At 70.0% G+C, this 21,200-nt stretch carries 20 protein-coding genes and 1 pseudogene; 4 read left to right on the top strand and 17 right to left on the bottom strand.

What is annotated here, in order from left to right:
• Nucleotides 1-123: 123 nt before the first annotated feature.
• Nucleotides 124-777 (bottom strand): hypothetical protein, encoded by a 654-nt coding sequence (locus FCI23_RS09285; RefSeq protein WP_246143579.1) that lies wholly within the window; start codon nt 775-777, stop codon nt 124-126.
• A 3-nt stretch (nt 778-780) separates the two neighbouring features.
• Nucleotides 781-2,094 carry an AAA family ATPase gene (locus FCI23_RS09280; protein ID WP_136722983.1) on the bottom strand — a complete coding sequence of 438 codons (1,314 nt, stop codon included), beginning with the start codon at nt 2,092-2,094 and terminating at the stop codon, nt 781-783.
• Between the two features lie 170 nt (nt 2,095-2,264).
• On the opposite strand from FCI23_RS09280, the gene FCI23_RS09275 reads away from it, so the two are divergent.
• Complete coding sequence (locus FCI23_RS09275; protein WP_136722982.1) at nt 2,265-2,483, top strand: hypothetical protein; 219 nt, start codon at nt 2,265-2,267, stop codon at nt 2,481-2,483.
• A 47-nt stretch (nt 2,484-2,530) separates the two neighbouring features.
• On the opposite strand, the gene FCI23_RS09270 is transcribed toward FCI23_RS09275, so the two are convergent.
• The 7 genes from FCI23_RS09270 to FCI23_RS09240 all read right to left on the bottom strand — a co-directional run bounded on the left by FCI23_RS09270 (nt 2,531) and on the right by FCI23_RS09240 (nt 10,962).
• A complete protein-coding gene (locus tag FCI23_RS09270) occupies nt 2,531-4,414 on the bottom strand; it encodes an ABC transporter ATP-binding protein (RefSeq protein WP_211265263.1) in 1,884 nt (627 codons plus the stop codon).
• A 307-nt stretch (nt 4,415-4,721) separates the two neighbouring features.
• On the bottom strand, nt 4,722-6,254 hold the full coding sequence (locus FCI23_RS09265; protein ID WP_136722980.1) for an MFS transporter: 1,533 nt from the start codon (nt 6,252-6,254) through the stop codon (nt 4,722-4,724).
• 164 nt (nt 6,255-6,418) lie between these two features.
• Complete coding sequence (locus FCI23_RS09260) at nt 6,419-6,850, bottom strand: GlcG/HbpS family heme-binding protein (RefSeq protein WP_136722979.1); 432 nt, start codon at nt 6,848-6,850, stop codon at nt 6,419-6,421.
• 21 nt (nt 6,851-6,871) lie between these two features.
• Nucleotides 6,872-8,422, bottom strand: coding sequence for a DHA2 family efflux MFS transporter permease subunit (locus tag FCI23_RS09255; protein WP_246143577.1), 1,551 nt, complete (start codon nt 8,420-8,422; stop codon nt 6,872-6,874).
• Nucleotides 8,419-9,003 carry an NADPH-dependent FMN reductase gene (locus FCI23_RS09250; protein ID WP_136722978.1) on the bottom strand — a complete coding sequence of 195 codons (585 nt, stop codon included), beginning with the start codon at nt 9,001-9,003 and terminating at the stop codon, nt 8,419-8,421. Before FCI23_RS09250 ends, FCI23_RS09255 begins: the two co-directional genes overlap by 4 nt.
• Before the next feature lie 17 nt (nt 9,004-9,020).
• Nucleotides 9,021-9,968, bottom strand: a complete 948-nt coding sequence (locus tag FCI23_RS09245; protein WP_136722977.1) for a fumarylacetoacetate hydrolase family protein — start codon at nt 9,966-9,968, stop codon at nt 9,021-9,023.
• Between the two features lie 145 nt (nt 9,969-10,113).
• Nucleotides 10,114-10,962, bottom strand: coding sequence for a hypothetical protein (locus FCI23_RS09240; RefSeq protein ID WP_136722976.1), 849 nt, complete (start codon nt 10,960-10,962; stop codon nt 10,114-10,116).
• 350 nt (nt 10,963-11,312) lie between these two features.
• Here FCI23_RS09240 and FCI23_RS09235 point away from each other — a divergent pair, with 350 nt between their 5' ends.
• Both FCI23_RS09235 and FCI23_RS09230 read left to right on the top strand, forming a co-directional pair.
• Nucleotides 11,313-12,140: a FadR/GntR family transcriptional regulator gene (locus FCI23_RS09235; RefSeq protein WP_136722975.1), complete on the top strand. Its 828-nt coding sequence runs from the start codon at nt 11,313-11,315 to the stop codon at nt 12,138-12,140.
• 264 nt (nt 12,141-12,404) lie between these two features.
• Entirely contained in the window at nt 12,405-13,013 is a 609-nt protein-coding gene (locus tag FCI23_RS09230; protein WP_136722974.1) for a hypothetical protein, read from the top strand.
• Nucleotides 13,014-13,285: 272 nt separating this feature from the next.
• Here FCI23_RS09230 and FCI23_RS09225 read toward each other — a convergent pair whose 3' ends face one another.
• The 4 genes and pseudogenes from FCI23_RS09225 to FCI23_RS09210 form a co-directional block, all read right to left on the bottom strand.
• Nucleotides 13,286-15,121, bottom strand: coding sequence for a vWA domain-containing protein (locus tag FCI23_RS09225; RefSeq protein ID WP_136722973.1), 1,836 nt, complete (start codon nt 15,119-15,121; stop codon nt 13,286-13,288).
• Nucleotides 15,118-16,179: an ATP-binding protein gene (locus FCI23_RS09220; protein ID WP_136722972.1), complete on the bottom strand. Its 1,062-nt coding sequence runs from the start codon at nt 16,177-16,179 to the stop codon at nt 15,118-15,120. The genes FCI23_RS09225 and FCI23_RS09220 overlap by 4 nt, the downstream gene beginning before the upstream one ends.
• Nucleotides 16,180-16,298: 119 nt before the next feature.
• Nucleotides 16,299-16,641: pseudogene (locus FCI23_RS09215) on the bottom strand (ATP-binding cassette domain-containing protein); the annotation flags it as partial.
• Nucleotides 16,625-16,816 carry a hypothetical protein gene (locus tag FCI23_RS09210; protein ID WP_136722971.1) on the bottom strand — a complete coding sequence of 64 codons (192 nt, stop codon included), beginning with the start codon at nt 16,814-16,816 and terminating at the stop codon, nt 16,625-16,627. The gene FCI23_RS09210 and the pseudogene FCI23_RS09215, both read right to left, overlap by 17 nt.
• A gap of 209 nt (nt 16,817-17,025) precedes the next feature.
• On the opposite strand from FCI23_RS09210, the gene FCI23_RS09205 reads away from it, so the two are divergent.
• Nucleotides 17,026-17,400, top strand: a complete 375-nt coding sequence (locus tag FCI23_RS09205; protein WP_136722970.1) for a hypothetical protein — start codon at nt 17,026-17,028, stop codon at nt 17,398-17,400.
• Nucleotides 17,401-17,500: 100 nt separating this feature from the next.
• Here the strand turns inward: FCI23_RS09205 and FCI23_RS56255 are convergent, their stop codons facing one another.
• The 4 genes from FCI23_RS56255 to FCI23_RS09185 form a co-directional block, all read right to left on the bottom strand.
• Nucleotides 17,501-17,815, bottom strand: a complete 315-nt coding sequence (locus tag FCI23_RS56255) for a hypothetical protein (protein WP_169316731.1) — start codon at nt 17,813-17,815, stop codon at nt 17,501-17,503.
• A gap of 384 nt (nt 17,816-18,199) precedes the next feature.
• A complete protein-coding gene (locus FCI23_RS09195; protein WP_136722968.1) occupies nt 18,200-19,693 on the bottom strand; it encodes a CoA transferase in 1,494 nt (497 codons plus the stop codon).
• A 512-nt stretch (nt 19,694-20,205) separates the two neighbouring features.
• Nucleotides 20,206-20,517: a helix-turn-helix domain-containing protein gene (locus FCI23_RS09190; RefSeq protein WP_136722967.1), complete on the bottom strand. Its 312-nt coding sequence runs from the start codon at nt 20,515-20,517 to the stop codon at nt 20,206-20,208.
• Entirely contained in the window at nt 20,514-20,888 is a 375-nt protein-coding gene (locus FCI23_RS09185; protein WP_136722966.1) for a type II toxin-antitoxin system RelE/ParE family toxin, read from the bottom strand. Before FCI23_RS09185 ends, FCI23_RS09190 begins: the two co-directional genes overlap by 4 nt.
• Nucleotides 20,889-21,200 lie beyond the last annotated feature (312 nt).

Genomic DNA, 21,200 nt, shown 5'->3' with positions numbered 1-21,200 from the left:
TGCCCGGCGGCACCTGGGGCGTACGCACCTATCGAACGGCCGACGGCCTGCCGGTGCGCGTCGCAGCCGTACCCTCCAGCGCCCGGAGAAGCGCCGCGCGGACACCTCCGACACCTACGCCTTCTAGCGCAGCACGCCGCCGCCCTGCGGATGCTGGGCTTGCCGTACGGGGGTCGAAATCGACACCGTCGGCAACGACCCGGGCTCGGTACCGGGCGCGGTGGCACAGTCGTTCAGCGCCAAGTACCTGCTGGAGGTGTGCTCACTGCGCACACTCCTCGCGGCGCACCACTGAATCGGCCGATCAGGCATACGCGGCAAGCGCTCGTCCAGCGTCCATACTGTCGCCGTCACTCCGGACGTACGGGCCAGATACCGGTCGCGCTCGATGAGGATGTTCGGGTCGCCGCAGGCGAGGCGGTTGCACGCATGCTCCACGAGGGTGCTGCCCGTGCTGCCGCCGTCGATCAAGGTGTTGAGGTGGGCCGCGTTCCACTCCACCTCGTTGAGCGCCCACGGTGCCTTGCCCTCCACCACCGTGCGCAGGACCCCGGCGAACCGATCGGCGCACGTCCGTCGGTGCCGACCGTCCGATATCTGGGCGATGTGGTTGCCGGTCTCGATGACGGCGGTCACCGGCAGCAGCAAGTCACAGTCGCGGGCCTCGCGCTTGCGTTGCAGCTCTGCGATCACCTTGTCCCGGTTCTGGCACTTGCCCGGAATCTCCAGGAGATTGCAGAGGATCGACGTGTCGACGAATTCCACCCTGCGCGCCACACTTCACCCGATCCCGAGCAGTCGGTCGAACTCCGTATAGTCACGATCACGGTGCTCTTGTCCCTGCAGTCGTCCCTGGGTGACCACGTCGCCCAACGGTCCGGCAGCCATGGCCGCCGGATAGCCATCCAGTTCGGTAAGCCTGGTGAGACGGCTCGTGCCCGACTCGCGGTCCCTCGAGCACACCACGACCCCTTCGTGGTCCCGGCTGTCCAGGGCGGAGAGCAACGCCGGGCTGTGGGTGGTGATCAGCACCTGAGTGCGGTTCTCCTCGCTGGCCTGCCGGACGAGTTGCAGCACTTCAGACGCTTGGGAGGGATGCAGCCCGTTCTCCAGTTCTTCAATCACCAGCATGAGAGAGTTCTCGGACTGCTGGCCCGAACTGGAAAGTCCCAGATCGAGCCCGCTCCCGCCAGTGAGGAGCGACGTGGCGATGGCGAGAAAACGCAGCATCCCGTCACTCATCTCGCGGGCCGGCGTCAGCCCGTACTCCCCCTCGTTCAGCGCCAGCATGACGTCACCGAGTTCGGAGCGGGTCACCGCTAGCGTTTCGATCTGATGGTCGGCAAGGCCGCGAAGCAACTCCACAAGCCGCCGGAACAACGGCGTGTCGCTCTTTTCGATGCGGCCGATGGCCCCGGAGAGGTTCTCCGCCGTCCGCCGGATGTGCACGTCCCGGGACGGCACGTATTGGCGCATCAGATGCGGCACCGGATCGAGATGGAAGACGGCGGAGAGGGCGGAGAGCATGGTTTCCGCACCCCAGATGGTGTCCCGCTCCCCATCGGTTTCGCCAATGATGCGCAGCGGAAGCTGCGAAGTGAGCAGTCGAGAACTGCGGAACGGCCCGCTCGGATTTCGTCCGCGCTTGCCGTTGTGCCAGGCAGCGTGGATGTCGCCAAGATCAGGGCTCGGCTCGCTGCTAACCAGCAGGGGCTTGTGCCCACTGCTGGTCGGGCCTTCGAGCCGTTCCTCGACGATCTGCACTTCCGGTTCGACCTGGATGGTCACATCGAGATGGATCGGACCGTACTCCGTGCTCACCGTGCAGCCGAGAGCGAAGCTGCCGGCTCCGTGCGGAACGCACCCCGCCAACCCGCCGCGCACCGGTCCTGCGGCGCTGCGCCGGCTTTCCAAAGCCTCGGTGATGTCCTCGCCCCGAGACAGCCGGGACAGCACTTCCAGCCCGTCCAGCGCATTGGATTTGCCGCTGCTGTTGCGACCGATCAGCACGGTCAGCGGGGCAAGCCTGAGCACCTCGCCGCGGAAACTCTTGAACGCGGTCAGGCGGACCTCTTCGATGGCCTGTGCAGTCACACTGGACAAGTTACCGCAGGGCACCGGCGCGCTGGCGGTGTGAGAAGGGCCGTTCGCGAAGCGGTCCTCAAGGAGAAGCACGAGGCAGCACGTTCCCTCACCCGCGACGACCTGCCGCGCGTTCCGTGGCTGTACGACAGCGAGCAGCGAGGCACGGAAGCTTCACGGATATGCTGGCTGTCCAGGACCGGACCGCGGCACAGCGTGCCGCCATCCACGCTGAACGCATTGAGCGGGTCAGCGCCCACCTCGTGGGCGCGGTCGAAAACCTCGCCTATGCCTCCTTCCGAGATGAGGTGTTCGCGCGGGAGACCCTGGCGGAGGTCCAGCGCGCGTACGGACTGTGGCGCAGGTGCGTCGAGGAACGGCGCAAGGACCTGGGACGGTAGGGGCCACGGCCGGATCGGTGCGCCGGACGAGGCCGAGCAGGGCGGGCTCAGGCGATCTCGACCGGCTCCACGCCGTCCTCCGCCCGGAACTGGGTGCGGTACAGCTCCGTGTATCTGCCGTCCGTCGCGAGAAGTTCGGCGTGCGTACCGCGTTCCACGATCCGTCCGTCCTCGACGACGAGGATCAGGTCGGCGGCGCGCACCGTGGAGAGGCGGTGGGCGATGACCACGGCGGTCCGGCCCTCCAGGGCTTCGGTGAGGGCCTCCTGGACCTCGGCCTCGGAGGTGTTGTCCAGATGGGCGGTGGCCTCATCGAGAATGACGACACGCTGCCCGGCCAGGAGCAGCCGGGCAATGGTCATACGCTGCCGCTCACCGCCCGACAGCCGGTATCCGCGCTCCCCCACGACAGTATCGAGGCCGTCGGGAAGCTCGGCCACCAGGGCCTCGAGGCGTGCGCGGCGCAGTACGTCCCACAGTTCGCTCTCGTCGGCCTCAGGCCTGGCGAGCGATAGGTTGGCGCGGATCGTGTCGTGGAAGAGGTGGCCGTCCTGGGTGACCATGCCGACCGTGGCACGGATGGAGACGGCCGACAGGTCGCGTACGTCGATGCCGCCGACGCGTACGGCGCCCTCGTCCACGTCGTACAGGCGGGGCAGGAGCTGGGCGATGGTCGACTTGCCGGCTCCTGACGAGCCCACGAGCGCCACCGTACTGCCTGCCTCGGCGCGGAAGGAGATTCCGCGCAGGACTTCATCGCCCAGGCGGGTGTCGAGGCTCGCGACCTCCTCGAGCGAGGCGAGCGACACCTTCTCGGCGGACGGGTAGGCGAAGCGGACGTTGTCGAACTCGACGACGACGGGCCCTTCCGGGACCTCGCGGGCGTCCGGCTTGTCGGCGATGAGAGGTTCCAGGTCGAGGACTTCGAAGACCCGCTCGAAGCTGACGAGGGCGCTCATGACCTCGACTCGGGCGCCCGCCAGAGCCGTCAAAGGGGCGTAGAGGCGGGTGAGGAGCAGGGCGAGCGCGACGACCGAGCCAGCTTCGAGGGTGCCGTTGAGCGCGTAGTGGCCGCCGAGTCCGTAGACGAGTGCCAGGGCGAGGGCGGCGACCAGGGTGAGAGCCGTGATGAACCCCGACTGCGCCATGGCGGTACGCACGCCGATGTCCCGTACGCGGCGGGCACGGTCGGCGAAGTCGGCCGACTCGTCGGCGGGCCGGCCGAAGAGCTTCACCAGGGTGGCGCCGGGGGCGGAGAACCGCTCGGTCATCTGCGTACCCATAGCGGCGTTGTAGGTGGCGGCCTCCCGTTGGAGGCCGGCCATGCGGGTGCCTATCCGCCGCGCCGGCACCACGAAGACGGGCAGCAGGACGAGGGCGAGCAGGGTGATCTGCCAGGACAGGGTGAGCATGACCGCGAGGGTCAGCAGCAGGGTGACGATATTGCCGACGACTCCGGACAGGGTGTTGCTGAAGGCCCGCTGGGCGCCGATCACGTCGTTGTTGAGCCGGCTGACGAGAGCCCCCGTGCGTGTGCGGGTGAAGAAGGCGACGGGCATGCGCTGGACGTGATCGAAGACAGCGGTGCGCAGGTCGAGGATGAGGCCCTCGCCGAGGTTCGCGGACAGCCAGCGGTTCAGCAGTCCGAGTCCGGCCTCGGCGAAGGCGATCAGGGCGATGAGCACGGCCAGGGTGGTGACCCGGCCTGAATGGTTGCCGGAGACGATGGCATCGACGACCTGCCCGGCGAGGATCGGCGTCGCGACGGCGAGCAGCGCGGTCGCCACGCTGAGCAGCACGAACTGGGTGATGCGGCGGCGGTGCGGCCGCGCGAATGCTCCGACACGGCGCAGTGTGTCGCGGGCCAGGGGGCGGCGGTCCTGCGTGGCGTTCATGACGCTGTGCAGCTGGGTCCAGGCCGTGCTTTCCATGCTCATGTACGGACCGTAGGACCTCAACCGGGCTTGAGGTCAAGAAAACAGCATGACGGAACGACAAACCGGGCCTGCGGCCCGTGAAACGGGCGATATTCAGCGGCGCCATGTGCTGCCGGCGGGTACCTTCACGTCATGCTGGCCCGGTCCGGTGCCGCGTCCGCTTCGTCGAGCGAAGTGCGCCATGACGTGGTTGCGCGTGTCAGCATCCGGCCTGGCGCTGTACCCACATCGAGGTAAGTGCGGGCGGCACGCCCGACCGGGCTGGGGCGCCGACCGGTCGCGGTGGGCGCCCCTTCGTGCCTCACCTGGCCGGCTCCACCTCCTCCACTGCGACGACGGGCGCGGTGGTGTCTCGCACGCGGAGGGTGAAGCCCGGCAGCGCGATGAGGAAGGCGACGGCGGCCAGTGCGGCCGCACCGGCGAGGCCGATCTGTGCCGCGGCGGCGAAGTCGTGGTGCGAGGCGACGAGTTCGCTGAAGTACAGGGAGCTGCACAGGGCAACCCCGAGCGTAGTGCCGATCTTCATGCCGGTCTGGTACACCCCGGCCGCGGTGCTGCCCTCCCTGCGGGGTACTCGGTGCAGGGCGAGCGTCTGGTTGGCGGCGATGACACAGCCGGTGCCGCAACCGGCCACCAGCAGCGGCACGGCCAGGACCAGTCCCATGTTGGCGCCGGAGGACGTGCCCACCACCAGCGCCGTGGCGGCGAGCCCGACGGCGGTGGCGGCGGTGCCGCCGATCACCAGCCGGTGGCCGACGCGGTGCACGACACGGCCGCTGATGATCCCGCAGACCACCGAACCGATGGTGAAGACCACGGTGCACTGGGATGCCTGCATCGCCGTGTAGTGCAGTCCCGTCTGGAGGAATTGGGAGAGGACGATGAAGATGCCCGTGAACCCGCCGTACAGGGCCGCGGCGACCAGCAGGGCGACCCAGTAGTCGCGCACGCGGAACAGGCTCAGATCGACCAGCGGCTGCCTGCCGCGGCCCGGGAGACTGCGCTCGCGGAGGACGAAGACGACCAGCAGTGCGATGCCGGCCAACAGCAGCCACCACGAGCGGTTTGCCCAGCCGCCGCTCTGCAGCAGGGGCAGCATGATCGCCGTGACGGCGAGTCCGAGCAGGAGGGTGCCGGCCAGGTCGAGGCTGCTGCGCCGCTCGCTGCGCCGCCCCGCGGGCAGGATGCGCACGCCGAGGAAGAGGGCGAGCACGTCCAGCGGTATGAACAGGTAGAAGATCCAGCGCCAGCCGTCGGCCGTGCCGAAGGAATGGAGGATGACGCCGCCGAGCAGCGGGCCGATGGTCGTGGACAGGGCCACCGTGGCGCCGTAGTAGCCGAATACCCGGCCGCGTTCGCGCGGCGGGTACATCTGGTGCATCAGTCCGACGACCTGGGGGGCGATCAGGCCGGCCGAGATGCCCCTGGCGAGCCTGGCCGCGACCAGCCAGGTGGCGTCGGGTGCGACCCCGCACAGGACGCCCGTGATGATGAACAGGACCATCCCTATGAGGAAGAGCTTCCTGCGGCCGAACTCGTCCCCGAGCCGGCCGCTGGGGACCAGGATCAGGCCGAAGGTCAGCGTGTATCCGGCGATCGACCAGGTCGAGTCGGCGGACGTCAGGTGCAGGTGCTGCTGCATCGAGGGCAGCGCCACGGTCACGATGCTCACGTCGAGCAGGGTCAGGAAAGCGGCGGCGATGCAGACGGCCAGGGCCTGTGTGCGTCGCCTGGGGGTCAGTGCGAGCGTGTCGGGTGTTCCCGGTTCCCCGGGCGGCTGTGGTGTTGGCGGAGGTTCGGGTATTTCCGTGAGGCCGTCAGGCGTCTTTGCCATGGTGCACCTCTGTTTCCCATCGGCTGTCCGGGCGGGGAGTTCTGCCGTGGGGGGCGCGTGGTGCGCCCCGCCGGGGAATGCGGCTCCTGCGGTTGAGCCGCATCCGCTTCCGGTAGTGGTGGCCGGGACCGTCCCGAGCGCCGGTCCCGGCCATAGGGCTGCGGTCAGCCCACGTCGGCGACCAGGCCGGCCTTCTCCACTCCGAAGACGGCGACCGTCTCGTCGTTCTCGGGGCGCTCACCGCTGACGCCCACCGAGCCGAGCAGTTCGCCGTCCTGGTCCCGGACGAGCACGCCGCCCCGGGAGGAGGCGACGCGGCCCTCGGAGATCGCCGCCAGGGCGGCGAAGAAAGCGGGGTCGCGGGTGGCGTGCCGCGCCCCGGCGGCGCCGCCCGAGCCGGTGCCGAGGCAGCCCCATGCCTTCGCGTGGGCGATCTGGGGGCGCAGGATGCCGGCGCCGTCCTCCCGCTTGACGACCTGCGGGTGGCCGCCCGGGTCGAGCACGGTGATCGTCAGGGGTCGCAGTCCCAGTTCGCGCGCGTGGCTCAGCGCGGCGTCCACGATCTCGGACGCCTGGGCCAGGGTCAGTCCACTCATTTGTGTCGCTCCTCTGTTTTCTCAGTGCTGGGTTGGTTGGTCGGGTGAGGGAGGGGGTGGAGGCAGGGAATCTCCCTTCTGCCGGGATCGGGTGGCCCTCTTCGTGCTTGCACGTCGAGGGGGGATGGTGCTCGCCGCGTCGGCGTCGCTCACCCGCGTGGCCGCGTAGAGGCCCAGCAGGTTGAGTGCGGCGGCGGTGAGGAAGGCGGCCCGGTAGCCGGACATGTCCGGGGCGCCGCCGGCCGTGGCCCTGCCGCCCGTGGCCGTCACGAGGACGGTCGTCGCCACCGCGACTCCGAGGGCGCCGCCGAGCCTGCGGCCGACGTTGAACAGGGTTGAGGCGCGGCCGGAGGAGGCCGAGGTGACCATGGCGAAGGACGCGGACTGGGTGCCCACGAACACCTGGCCGACGGCGAGCCCCAGGCAGAAGAGCAGCAGCCGGACCAGCCACAGGTCGGTGTCCTGGTGCCACAGGCTCATCAGGGCGATGGCCGCACTCGTCCCCGCCGTGCCGAGCATGAGGTGCCGGCGCGGGCGGAGTCTGCGGTAGAGCAGCCGGCTGGCGAGCTGCGAGCCGATGACCACGCCCATGGCCTCGGGGAAGGTGCTCAGTCCGGAGGCCAGCGGGGTCATGCCCCGCTCGTCCTGGAAGTAGAGCGTGATGGTGAACAGGGTGCCGAGGAAGGCCACCGAGTGCACCGTCATGACCGTGCTCCCGGAGGCGAACAGACGGTTGGTCAGCAGTCGTACGTTGATCATCGGGGACTCCTTGCGGAGTTCGACGACGACCATCGCGGCGACCAGGACGACTCCGCAGGCCAGGCCGACGGCCACCGGGGCCGTGGTCCAACCCTGCTGGGGTCCCTCCGAGACGCCGTACATCACCAGGCCGAATCCGGACGCCGCGAGCAGGAACCCGGCAAGGTCGAAGCGCTCCGTGGGCCGTGCGGGCTCGTTGCGAAGGCACAGCACCCCGAAGACGGTCGCGAAGAGGCCGATCGGCACATTGACGTAGAAGATCGCCCGCCAGGAGACCTCAGTGACCAGCAGGCCGCCGAGCACCGGGCCGAGGGTGGGGGCCAGGCCGTTGGCGATGCTGAGCACGGCCGAGGCCCGCACCCGTTCCGCAGGGGGGAAAGCGCGCAGCAGCATCGCCATGCCGACCGAGGCGAGCATCCCGCCGCCCACGCCCTGCAGGACGCGGAACGCGACGAGCTCGCCGAGGCTGGATGCCGTCCCGCACAGGGCCGAGGCGGCCGTGAAGACCGCGACGGCGGTCAGCAGCGTGCGCTTGCCGCCGAAGCGGTCGCCGAGCCAGCCGGAGGCCGGCACGAAGACGGCCAGGCTCACCAGGTAGGAGACCGACACGGCGTCGACGGCCGTGGACGGGACGGAGAAGGCGCGACCGATCGTCGGGAGTGCGACATTGACGATGGTCGTGTCCAGCGTGCTCAGGAAGAGCCCGGCCACATAGACGACGCCGACGGCCACCTTCTGGCTGATGGCGATCCGCGGGCCTCGCCGCCCGTCCGACGCGCCTTCGGCGGGCACCGCGACCGGGGCCGCGCTCACCCGGCAGGGGCGGCGAGCCGGGCCGCGGAGAGTGCGGTGGTCAGCCGGAGCAGTTCGTCGATCACGCCCGTCGCGTTCTCGTCGAGCCCGGGGGCGGGCTCGAACACCCCGTCGCGGTTCACCGTCTGTCGGATGAACGGGATGTTCACGGAGCGTGTCACGGGCAGCATGCCGAGCGCGCACACCACGGGCAGCAGAGCCTGTACGGCTCTGGCGCCCGCGGCGACCCCGCCGTAGCCGACGAAGGCGACCGGCTTTCCGGTCCATTCCTTGGCCAGGTAGTCCAGGGCGTTCTTGGTGGCCGCGTTGTAGCTGTGGTTGTACTCGGGGACCACGAACACGTATGCCTCGGCGGCGCTCGCGATCGCGCTCCAGCGCCGGGTGTGCTCGTGGTCGTACTGGCCGCGCTGCGGGGGGCGCGGTTCGTCCAGCAGCGGCAGGGCGACTTCGGCGAGGTCGACGAGCCGTACCTCGAAGCCGGCGTGCTGGACCGCCAGGTCGTGGATCCAGGTGGCGACGGCGTGGCCGCGCCGGCCGGGGCGGGTACTGCCGACGATGATCTGCAGGTGCGGTCGGGACATGGCTGACCTCCGGTTGCTCAGTTGTCGAGGACGACTTTGTTCTCGATGACTCCGAGCGCCTCGATCTCGCCGCGGATCACGTCGCCCGGCTGCACGTTGCCGTGGCCGAGCGGGGTTCCGGTCGAGAGCACGTCGCCGGGCGCGAGGGTGAGCGCGGCGGTGAGCCAGGCCAGTTGCTCGGGAATGGAATGGAACATCTCGGCGGTGTTGCCGTCCTGACGCGGCTCGCCGTTGACCCAGGAGCGGATGCGCAGCCGGTGCGGGTCGGGGATCTCGTCGGCGGTGACGAACCAGGGGCCGGTGATCCCGTAGGTGTCGAAGCCTTTGCCGCGGTCCATGCGGTTGTTGTCCAGCTCGGAGACGTCCCGCGAGCCGGTGTCGCAGAACCCCACATAACCGGCCACCGCCTGCAGGGCGGTGTCGGGGGTGAGGAGGCGCGAGCGGGGGCCGATGACGACGGCCAGCTCCATCTCCGGGTCGACCTTCTTGCTGATGGCCGGATGGCGGAGCTCGTCGTACGGGCCCGCCAGGGAACTGACGGCCTTCAGGCAGCCTTGGGGACCTCGCGGCCGCTGCCTCCCTGTGGCGGTCGGTTCGGCTCCGGGCCGCTCGCGGGGGTAGTTGGCCAGCATGCACCAGATGGTCTGCGGCCGCCCGATCGGCGGGCCGAGCCGTCCGGGCTCGTCGGACCAGAGGCAGTCCTCGTCCAGTTCGCCGGTGTCGGCGTGATCGACGGCCCAGTCCCAGACCCGGCGGACGGCGGTGAGCTCCGGGTCCGCCTGCAGGAGCACGGGCAGGTCGCCGGGGACGGCGAGCCGGGCCCGGGCCAGGGCGTCGTCCCGGTGGACACCGCCGGTCTCAAGGCGGCGTACGAAGGCGGCCTGGATGTCGATGAGGTGGTGCGGAACGACTTCGGGGAAGCAGAGTCGGTCGCCGAAGGGGGTCCGCCGAGAGGCGATTTTCACGGGGAGTTGGGTGCTTTCGGTGAGGGTGGGTGCGGGTGAATCGGCCGACGGGAGCTCGGGAGGGCCGCGCCGTCCCGAGCCGCCGCCTGCCGGAGGGCCGGCTGCCTGCGAGCCGGGGTGAGTCCGCGCCGGTCTGCGGCCGTGTTCAGGCGGTGTCGGCGTCCTTGGGGTTGTCGAACCTGATCCCGCCGTCGGTGGTGACGATGTCGAACTGGTCGGAGGGCACGGCCGGCAGCTCGATCGGGGGCAGGCCGACGGTGTACAGCACCAGCTCGTCGGTCGCGACGAAGCGCGCCTTCTCCCCGGGGTCGGCCTCCACCGCGCCGAGCCTGCTGATCTCGGTGTCCTCGACTGTGCCGGCCCCCGAAAGGACCACGGTCAGCCGGCGCGCGTCCTCACTGGTGGAGATCCATTCGGCACCGGCTTGGATCTTGATGAACTCGATCCAGAACTGCCGCTCGGTGTACGTGCCGATGTGCTTGCGCTCCACTCCGGGGTACCCGGGCACGGGCAGATAGTTGAAGTGTGCCGGGTTGCTGATGACTACGCCGTTGTAGCGCGGCCGCGGGAACTTGACCTCCCGGCGCGCGCGCCGCTCGGCCTGTGCCTCCTTGTTGTCGGGGCCGCGACCGCGGCCGGCTCCCATGCCGAGCCCGGAGGCGCCGGCGAACTGCAGCACGAGCTGCAGCTGCTTGGGGTCGCCGATCGGGTCGTCCTGCGGCCCGTAAGTCTGGCCCTCGGGGAAGTAGCCGACCTCACCCTCGTGCAGGATGCCCTGCTCGCCCAGATTCATGTCGCCCACCAGCGGCAGACGGATCTGCTCGAAGGTGTGGCAGTGCCGGGGCATCAGGAAGTCGGCCTCGTTGCGGCCCAGGATGTAGCGGTAGTTCTCGAACGGCTTGCTCCTGTCGCCCATGAGCAGGTAGTTGAACGACACCGTTCCCCTGGGATGGTCCATGCGGAACGCGTTCTCGTCGTAAGGCGTGATCTTCATCGCTGTCCTCCGTTGTCCGGTGGTTGCCCGGGCGCGGCCTTCGAGTCCGATGGGACCTTGGCGCGAACGGGAGTGATGACTGTCTGCGACCGGCCGAGGCGGCATCCGCGCGGTTCCCGCAGCGTCAGCCCTTCTGGATGGCCTCCGGTCGTCATCTACGAAACCTTCTTAGTAGGTTTGTTGTCAAGGTAGGTCGCGAGGTTTTCAGAGAACCTCAAGGGATCACCCGGTGTCCGCGAAGTGGGTTGAGTTAACCTACTAGGTAGGCTAACTTTCTTGGTGGACCACCGTGGTCCCGTGGTCTTGTGGTCCCGTGGTCCGTAACGGTCCGGACGACATTGGGGAGTGACATGTCTGTGCCTCACACCGGGAAGCTGTACCGCGGCCGGGTGGCCGACCAGATCGCCGAGGACCTGCGCGAGCAGATCCTCAGCGGGGACTTGCCGGACGGCTCCCGACTGCCGGCCGAACGGGAACTGGCCACCTCCTACGACGTCAGCGGCCCCACCATCCGCGAGGCGATCCGGGTGCTGACCGCGATGGGCCTGGTCAGTACCCGCAACGGCAGCAGAGCGACGGTCACCGCACAGGGAGACACCCTGCTCGCCATGTCCATCGCCTCCGTCGTGCAGTTCGAGAAGGTCGGCGCCCGCGAGGTCCTTGGCCTGCTGGGCGCCCTCAACGCGTACGCCGCCGAGCTGGCCGCCGAGCACGCCTCCGACGAGGAGATCGCGGACCTGCGGGCCGCGGCCGAGGAAACCGCCTCGACCGAGAACGTGGAGCAGTCCTCCGCCGCGCTACGTCACTTCTTCGTCGTCCTCTCCGCGATCTCCCACAACCCGCTCCTTGCCGCGCTGTGCCGGTTCACCGCGGAGGTCCAGATCGGGCTCGCGGTCAAGCTGTCCCGTGGCGAGGGCGGGAGCTGGGGGCAGGTGGCGGGCGCCCTGCATCCCGAGCGGTTGAGGATCGTGGACGCCATCGCCGGCCGCGATCCGGCCGTCGCGGCCTCCGTGGTCCGCGACTACCACCGGCATGTCGTCGAACGGATCCGATCCGTCCGCAAGGGCGAGGAGCCTGCCGCGTCCGACGCCGGGCTCACCGAGGCGCTCACCGCCTGGCTGCGGACGAACGTGGGGCTGGGCGGTCAGGCCGAGAGCCGCAGGACCCCACAGTCGTGACGCACACAGCGGGGACAAGCCCGGTCGAGACGCACGCAGGCGTGACCGCACCGTCCGCGACGCCTCCTCCGACGTCCTGCGCCTGTCCGGGTTGACCACCGTGTTCGCCAGCCGCGGGCTCGACGGAGGTGTCCCTGCCCGAGGACCTGCCCGAGGACCCGGACTTCGTGCCGGCCCTGCACCAGGGCTCGGTGGTGGGCGCGCCGGCCACCGCCCGGGTCAACCGCGCGTCCCTCGTGGTCCCTGTGGGCCCGCCTCCAGGCCGTGGAGCGCGCCGCGCGCGTAGCGGCCCAACGTCAAGCCCGCGAGGAGCAGCTCCGTCAAAACCGTCTACGCCAGGCTCAACAGGATCACGCCCGCCGGCTGTCCGAGTGGCAGCGACGACGCGACGAACTGGCCGCCCTGCACGCGCTGGCCGAGAACCTCCGGGGCGAGGAAACGAATGTCACCGACTTCCGGTGGGGCCGCCATCGCGCCGGGGAGCGGGTGCTGCTGGTCGCGTCGGTGTCCCTGGTGGAGGCCCGGACCCGCCAAGGGGTGATCTTCACCGAGCAGACCGAGCGTGGGGAGATGGCGGTCACCGACCGGCGGGTGCTGTTCGACGGTGCGGGCAAGCGCCGCGAGTGGGCGTACGACAAGTGGCTCTCGCACGAGCACCAGGAGGGCACCGGCCAGACCATGATGATGGTCAGCAACCGCCAGAAGTCCTCAGGCGTCGCCTACTCGGCCGCCGAGGCCGCCCGCGTCCGCCTGGTGATCGACCTGGCCGTCGCCTCCTCCCGGGGCCGCCGAGCCGAGGTCGTCGAACGAACCCGCCGCGCCCTCTCCGACCACGACCGCACCCGCCCCGCCGCACCTGCGGGAGTCGGGTGACGGTGGCGGCAGAGGTGATAGGCATCAGTCTTTCCTGGGAGCAGACATGACGCCCCAGCGCCGTCATCGCCCGTGAACGTTCGCGAGCCCGTTGGTCGCCAACTGCTGCGGAAACGCCCCAACAAGTGCTGTCACTGGAAGTGAACGAAGCGATGCTCCGTTCCTCAAGGCGCACGCGTATCGGCACCACAGGGTCCGGGGCCATCGCCGTGGGCGGTAGTCCGCGACAGCGGCGAGGGCTTCTCTCGTCGGCGCCTCGGCACCGCGGCGCCTCAGCGCATCCGGAAGACCGGGCCCCGGGCCGTGAACGGCAGCGAGGCGCCCTGCGGAACCAGGAAAGCGTGCTCGCGGCGTACCCGCAGGACGTCGCACTCGCCGTCCGTGATCACCAGGATCGGTGCCGCCGACGGGAAGTCCTCGGCCCGTTGGAGGAGGTCGATGCCGGGCTGCAGCACAGTCCCGCCGCGCCCCCGGACCCTTACCCGGTGGGCGATCTCGGTCACCGGCAGGTAGCCCGCGTCGAATGGGGCCGCGTCGCAGAACACCACCCGGGCCGCGGTGACATCCCGGGCGGCGGCGTACGACGCGATCGCGCCGAGCGCCTTGCCCAGCAGCGTCCGGCTCATGGATCCGGAGGTGTCCAGCACCACACCGAAGGTGCAGCGGGCCACCTCCTCCGGCGGGAAGTAGCGGCCCGCCCGGGGGATGTCCGGCGTGGACGCCTGCCGCCGCGCCGGGCGGGAGAAGCTGCGCACCGCCTCCGGACGCGGCACATACTCGTCGAACCAGCGCGCCAGCCTGGCGTCCCATGGGAGCGGCGGGTGGGACAGCGCTCGGATCTCCTCGACCAGTCCGGCCGGCAACAGCCCGCGCTCGCGCCGGTGCAGCTCGAAGCCCTGCAGCAGCCCGCGCCGGTAGAACTCGTCCAGATCCACCCACGTGGGGGCGGCCTTCCCGGGTCGCGGCAGCGGCTCTCCGAGCACGTCACCGAGCCCCTTGCCGCGCAGCGTGGACAGGCGGCGCAGCCGCCTCTGGTCACGGGCGATGCGGTCGTACACCTCCTCGCTGGACAGTCCCGCCAGCGCCGGATCGTGCAGCAGTCCCTCGGGCATCTGCCCGACGCCCATTTCCACCAGCCAGCCGTTGATCACATAGTCGGCCGCGACGTTGAACAGGTAGGGATCGCGCCCGCCGCGGCGCTCGCCGTGCCGCAGCGCGGCGTGCAGCATCTCGTGGGCGAGGATGAACCTCCACTCCTCGTCGGTGTGCCGACACAGCGGATTGAGGTAGATCTCCCCCGCCTCCGCATTGACCGCGGCCACCGAGATCTGCTGGGCGCGCGCCAGTTCGGCGTCGGCGACCAGGGTCATCCCGGCAGCGATACCGCCCAGCAGCGGGTACGAGGAGACGAACCAGCTCAGCGCACGCTCCCAGGGCCGCTGCGGCCGCCGCGCCCCGGTGAGCTCCTCGCGGCGGCCGCCCGCGACATCCATGGCCGCCGACATCGTCCGGGTGAGGGAGCTCGCAAAGGCGACGGTCCAGTCCTCGGGTGCGGTCCAGAGCTCGTGCCAGGGGCGGAGCAGTTGGTCGGCGTACGGTCCTGCGGCGCCGCAGGCGGCGTACTCGGCCGGTATGCCGTCGCGGCGCCAGCGCGCGGCCAACTGCTCCTCGTCACCGCCCGGATACCGCTCCGGCAGCGCTACGGGCGCACGGCCGACGGGGAAGGTGTCCAGGAAGCGGTTGACCACCGTGCAGCGCGCGGCCAGATCGAAGCGGTCGGGCTGCTCCCGCACGCCCTTGGCAGCCGGTACGTGTCCGAAGCCGAGGTGCAGCAGGCAGTGCGCCAGCACCCACGCCCACTCCTCCGGCTCCGCGCGGCGCAGCGGGTCGACGTGCACGATGCCGTTGGAGCTGACCACGGCCCAGCCACCATCGCGGGGGTGCGCCTCGCAGTCCTTGTCGCGGCACAGGGAGCCATTGACCACGGACAGTGCGGCGAGTGCGGTGTTGCGGCGCAGCAGATCCACTCCGGCGGCGAACGCCTCGGCCGCCGGATCGGGTACGACTCCTTGCTGCGCCCGGGCTTTGCCACCGCGGACACCGCTCACCGGCGCGCCTCGACCAGTCGCGGCATGTCCCGAGCGGCCTCGATGAGGAACCAGGAGGGCAGCACCGGGTTGTCGTCGTCGCCGTCGGCGATCACGGTCTGGGCGACCTCGACCGAGATCTCGGCCAGTTGCACCAGCAACGACTTGGCCCGGTAGGCGGTCTGCCGTACGGCGGGGGAAGCGTGCTCCTTGTTCGTCGGCAGCTCCTTGATCAGGCGGCCGCGGAAGGAGTCGGCGAGGTAGTACAGCAGGTCGCGGTCCTCGATGCGGCGCGGCCAGGACGCGTCGCCCTTGAGGATGGCGTCCAGGCCGTAGGCGTGGCGGACGATCTTGACGTAGCCGCAGAAGGCCGCGGCGTGCGTGGGGGTGAGCGTCCCGTACGCCAGCACCTTGAGCGTCTCCTCGTCCAGGGCGAGTCCGAAGGAGTGCAGCGCGTCGGAGAGCATGTGCCAGGCACGCGGGGTGGAGAACGGCTCCTCGGTCTTGGGCGGAGCGGACCACAGGTGGTCCGGCCGGTCGGTGAGGTGGTCGGTGATCCACGGATGGATACCGGCACCCGCCGCCCAGACCAGCCAGTCCGCGGCGGAGGCCCGCAGATGGACGTGCGCGAGCCGGTTGACCAGCGCGGAGGCCATCGGCCGGGCGAGGGCGTTGTCCGTGGCCCGGTTGCCCGCGCCGATCACGATGCTGCCGGACGGCAGCTCGTACGAGCCGATCCGACGGTCGAGGATCAGAGAGTAGAAAGCCTTCTGCACATCGGGGGTGGCGGCGTTCAGCTCGTCCAGGAAGAGGCAGTACGGCTCGTCGCGGGCGATCGTCTCCGGCGGGCAGAACCGGGAGCGGCCGTCAACAATCTGCGGCACCCCGATGAGGTCCTCGGGGGCCAACTGGGTGCCGATCAGGCTTACGCAGTCCAGACCCAGCCCGGCGGCGAACTCCCTTACCAGGGAGGACTTCCCGATGCCCGGCGCACCCCACAGGAAGACCGGGCGGACAGTGGCCAGGCCGAGCAGCAGCTCGGGCACCTGGGACGGCGAAACCGTGACAACACCCTGCAAGTGCGGGCTCCTTGGCTGATCGGGGATGGCGTGCGCGCGGGTGGCGCATGACCGACCCGACTCGATGAGTCTCACCCCCGCAGCCACCCCGGCGCACCTGCTTTTCGCCCTTTCGCCGCTCAGGCGACCTCGACCGGCTCGACGCCGTCCTCCGCCCGGAACTGGGTGCGGTACAGCTCCGTGTATCTGCCGTCCGTCGCGAGAAGTTCGGCGTGCGTACCGCGTTCCTCGATCCGTCCGTCCTCGACGACGAGGATCAGGTCGGCGGCGCGCACCGTGGAGAGGCGGTGGGCGATGACCACGGCGGTCCGGCCCTCCAAGGCCTCGGTGAGGGCCTCCTGGACCTCGGCCTCGGAGGTGTTGTCCAGATGGGCGGTGGCCTCATCGAGAATGACGACACGACTGCCCGGCCAGGAGCAGCCGGGCAATGGTCATACGCTGCCGCTCACCGCCCGACAGCCGGGACGGCGAGCAGCGCGGTCGCCACCCTAAGCAGCACGAACTGGGTGATGCGGCGGCGGTGCGGCCGCGCGAACGCTCCGACACGGCGCAGCGTGTCGCGGGCCAGGGGGCGGCGGTCCTGCGTGGCGTTCATGACGCTGTACAGCTGGGTCCAGGCCGTGCTCTCCATGCTCATGTACGGACCGTAGAACCTCAACCAGGCTTGAGGTCAAGAAAACAGCACGACGGAACGACAAACCAGTCCTGCGGCCCGTGAAACGGGTGATATTCAGCGGCGCCAGGTGCTGCCGACGGGTACCTTCACGTCATGCCCCTCCGAGCACGCGGCGCCCACGGATTCCGGTAGCCACGCCAGGACCCTCCTGGCGGGCTACGGAGTCCTCCATGTCCCGCACCATCAGCCACATCCCCGCCCGGCACTCGGGCACCGGCGGCCCCTGGTACGAACGCCCTCGCGGCCGACCGTACCGCCAGGTCTCACTGCGGGCGCTGCGGTACAGCGCCGCGCACCTGACCGAGGCCGCCCGCCGGCGCCGACGACCGATCCCCGAGGAGATCCGCCACCACCTCGAGATATACGACTACGCAAGCGCGTTCCGCCCCAGCCCCTGGATGCGTCACGCCGCCGACGTCGCCGAGCGCAGGGCCCGCCAGACGGCGAGGCTCCGCATACGCCGAGCCGTGCTCCTCGCCGACTTCGAGGATGCCGACATCCCACCTTGGCGGCACCGCCACGGTGCTCTCTGGCACTCGTGGTGAGGAGAAGGCCCCCGGCGTGCGACGGCCCCGCCCGGGGGCCGCCGGGCGGGGCCGAAGGGTGCGGCGGTCAGTGCCGGGGGGAGCCGGTCGTCCCCCCGTCTCACCATTCGAACTCCCGCATCCCCTCCTCCGTCGCCGCCCGGTAGCCGACGATCTCATCCCCGTCGAACTCCACGACGCACAGCGTGTCGTCGTCACGGCCGCAGGAGGGGCAGGGCTCCGGGTATCCGACGACACCGAAGCGGCCCGACCGGGGCGATCCCTCGGTCCTGCCCGACCAGTCGATGGCGGAGCCGGTGGAGAAGTTCTGCATGCGCTTGCTGCCGAAGTGGAACTGGATCACCAGGTCGGTCTGGGAGCCGCACCGCGGGCACGGCAAAGGCCTGGGCACGACCAGGCGGCTGTAGAGGCCCATCAGTACCTCTCGTTCGGGTAGCCGGGCAGGTCCATCTTCTCGTAGTAGTCGTTGGTCATCATCGGCAGGAGCAGCGGCAGCCGGCCGTCGCAGGATCGGCCCGGGGAGATCGGCGCAGACCGCCTCCACGATCCGCTCCGGACCGACTCCCGGCCGCAGCCACTCCCCCACGGCGGGCGCCAGCCGTGCGACATCCCGCTCCGAGAGCAGCAACCGCGGGTCACTTCGAGCCTGACCGGGGCGCAGCCGTGTGCAAAGCCCCTGCTCAGCCGCCACTCGGCGAGAAAGACACCCTTCAGTCGTCTGCGGCCAGGCTTGCGCCCTTGGCGGCGTCGCGGGAACTGCCAAGCGATGGGCCGTCACCATGGGCGCGGATGCGAGCGATCAGGGGCGCGGCAGCCACACCGGGCGGTTCGAGCCGCGCGGTACCAGGACGGTTCGGTAGGCGCCGGGCGTCTCGGTCATCACCACCTGGTCGGTGACGCCCTGATAGCGCCCGCAGGGCGTCTGGGCGGTGAACAGGTCGGGGTCGAGGTAGGCGTGCTCCGTGCCCTGTCCGGCGGTGGCGCGAGCGTAGTCGAGGTCGAAGACACCCAGGCTGAGGATCCACAGTGCGACGCGGGTGAGGGAGACATGCACCCGGTAGCTGCCGCCGTCGGTGGCGCGCCGCAGCAGGGCCCTGATGACGCCTGTCGTGGCAAGCCAGGACAGTACGTAGTCGTTGACGACCTTGATGGGCGGCAACTGCGGGGTGGTGCCGCCGCCTTCCAGCAGCATGGTGCCGGTGACGCAGCCCGCCGTCTGGTCGAAGCCGACCCGACCGGCCCACGGGCCGGTCTCGCCATGCAGGGAGACGTTCACGTGGATGATGCCGGGCCGGATCTGCGCGGCTTCCTGAGCGGTGAGGCCGACGCGTTCCAGGAACCCGCCGCGGCGGTTGGCGTAGAAGACATCCGCGCCGCGCAGGAGTTCGCGGATGACGGCGCGGCCCTCCGGGGCGTACGGGTCGATGGTGGCCGAGCGGACCCCGACGTTGGCCGTGTAGTAGGTCACGTCGTTCTCCCACTCGGTGGGGCGCCACAGGTTGAGCGCGTCGGCGCCGTGCAGGGCGAGGTCGCGGCCGATGCCCGCGCCGGCGATGACGTGGCCCATGCCCAGGGCGCGGATGCCCGTCAGCGGCTGGGTGGCCCCGGCGGACAGGGGTTCGGGATCGCTGTCACCGATCCTCTCGACCTCGATCAGCGGGTGGTCGGTCAGCACGTCGCGGTACTGGGCTTCGGTCAGGAACTCCTGCGCGGTGCGCAGCATCGGCATCACCACGCCCGTCTGTGCCCCGGCCTGCTCCAGGTCGGCGGCGCTCCATTTGGCGACGGCGTCGGCCACGGCGGAGGCCTCGTCCCAGCAGCGCAACAGCTTCAGCGTCTCACGCTTGAGCTTGGGATAGATGTTCAGCGGCATCACCCAGCGGCCGTCTCCGGCCTGGTAGAAGGAGAGCGACAAAGGGCTGTCGGGATCGTTGGGGGTGCCCGGGCTGTAGCCGTTGAGCTTCTCCCAGCGGCGGTCGTAGAAGGGACACAGGCGGTGCGGGGCCTTGCGCAGGTCCATGGTGATGTCCTGGCCGGCGCCGCCGCGGTGGCGCCACAGGGCGGCGATCGCCACGGACTTGGCGGCCATGCCGATCGCCGGGACGGCGCCCAGCCGCAGGGTGGAGGGAACGACCGGGTCGGCGCCGAGGAAGGTGACGGCCCCGCCGCTGTCCTCAGAGCTCAGCCCGACTCCGGCCAGCACCTCGCCCAGCTCGGCGTGGATGTCGAACTGGTCGTCCCGGGCCAGGGGATGGGTCACCGCGTGGGTGATCTTCTCGGTGAGCGTGGGCATGCTCGTTGCCCTTCTTCCTGGCCGGGTCGGCCCGGTCCGTGCGGTTGTGGTTCGGCCCCCACCCGCAGCGTTCCCAGCCGAGAATGCCCACCAGGGTGTCGCTGCGGCGCAGCCCCCGTGGTGTTCAGTCTGCCGACACCTTGACCAGCACCTTACCCACGGTACTTCCCTCGACGGCGGCGTGCGCGTCACCTGCCTGCCGCCGCAAGCGGCCCAGGTTCCGGAGGACGAGGCGCGCCTTACGCCGTCCAGCCCGTCCCCCGCAGCAGGACAAGCTCAAGCTCGTCCTCGCTGCAACGCACGCCCTGGGATACGCGGCAACGGCCCGCTCCACTTCCAGCGGTTCGACCACGTACTCATCCTCGGCGGACTCATGCGCGCCTGCCCCCGTCCGCACCACCTACTGCTGCCTACGCCATCCGCACCTCAGCGGTACAGGCCAGGTCGATGCGGAAGATCCGGGACGCATGGCTGCAACCTGGAAGGACACTCCTATCGCCGCCGGATCCCGTTCACGCGGCGGACGCGATGAAGGAGACGTGGGTCTCGTCGTCCTCGATCGACAGATCCAGTTTGGCGTCCAGGCCCTGGGCCAGCGCTCGCAGCAAGCGCAGCGTCGGCACGGTGGCACCACCCTCGATCAGCTCGACCTCCGATGCGGTCAGCCCCGCCCGCCGGGCGAGCTCCTCCTGGGACAGGCCGAGCTCGCTACGCCGGTCGAATACAGCCTGGCCAAGAGCGATCGCGGCGCCCGCCTCAACGTACGCCGGATCCCCCCGATGCTCGTCCGGGATGTTCCACGCGGTGTGGTAACCCCTGCTCACGGCTGCTCCTCGAAAGTACGGTGATACGTGCTCCCGGCCGGGGGATGCTCCGATTCGCACTCCTTCTGCCGCCAGAGTGCGCGCTGCACCTGTGCCTCTTCCCACATACGCGTCTTACGGAAGACCGTCAGCAACACAATACGGCGGGCCGGCGCCAACCAGTAGCTGATGCGGACCGCGTCGGTGCCGAGGATGAAACACAGCTCCCGCACGGGCCCGTCCAGGTGCCGCGAGTACGGCTCGCCCAGCGTCGTGGGACTCTCCGCCAGACGATCCGCATGGCGTTCGACGGCACGGTACCGCTCAGGTGGCAGCACTTCCAGCCACTCCCGCACCTCTGGTTCAAGCTCAATCTCCCAGCGCTCGGGCATGACGGTGAGCGTATGAGCGGTACTGACAATCCCGCGCGAGTGCCCCGAACGGGTGACAATTGGCGCCGTGCCAGGCGGCCTGGAGCCCGATCGGGTCCTGGAGCGCGTTCCGCATCGTCGTGTCCGACGAAAACGATGACCAGGCCTGCCTGAGCATCATGGGTCCTATCGCCGCCTTCCGGGTACCGACACGCATACACCGTGTAGCGGCTGCGTGTGCGGCCGCTACGAGTCCGGCCTGCTCCCGGAAGTGGTCGTTCTCGGCGGCATCAGCCTCTACCAGGTTATCTATACCGAGGCAGGAGTCCCGAA

The organism is Actinacidiphila oryziradicis (assembly GCF_005047355.1).
In the GTDB taxonomy this organism is placed as follows: domain Bacteria; phylum Actinomycetota; class Actinomycetes; order Streptomycetales; family Streptomycetaceae; genus Actinacidiphila; species Actinacidiphila oryziradicis.
Note: the sequence above shows the minus strand (reverse complement) of the source record. Positions and strands in the feature narration are given on the sequence as shown.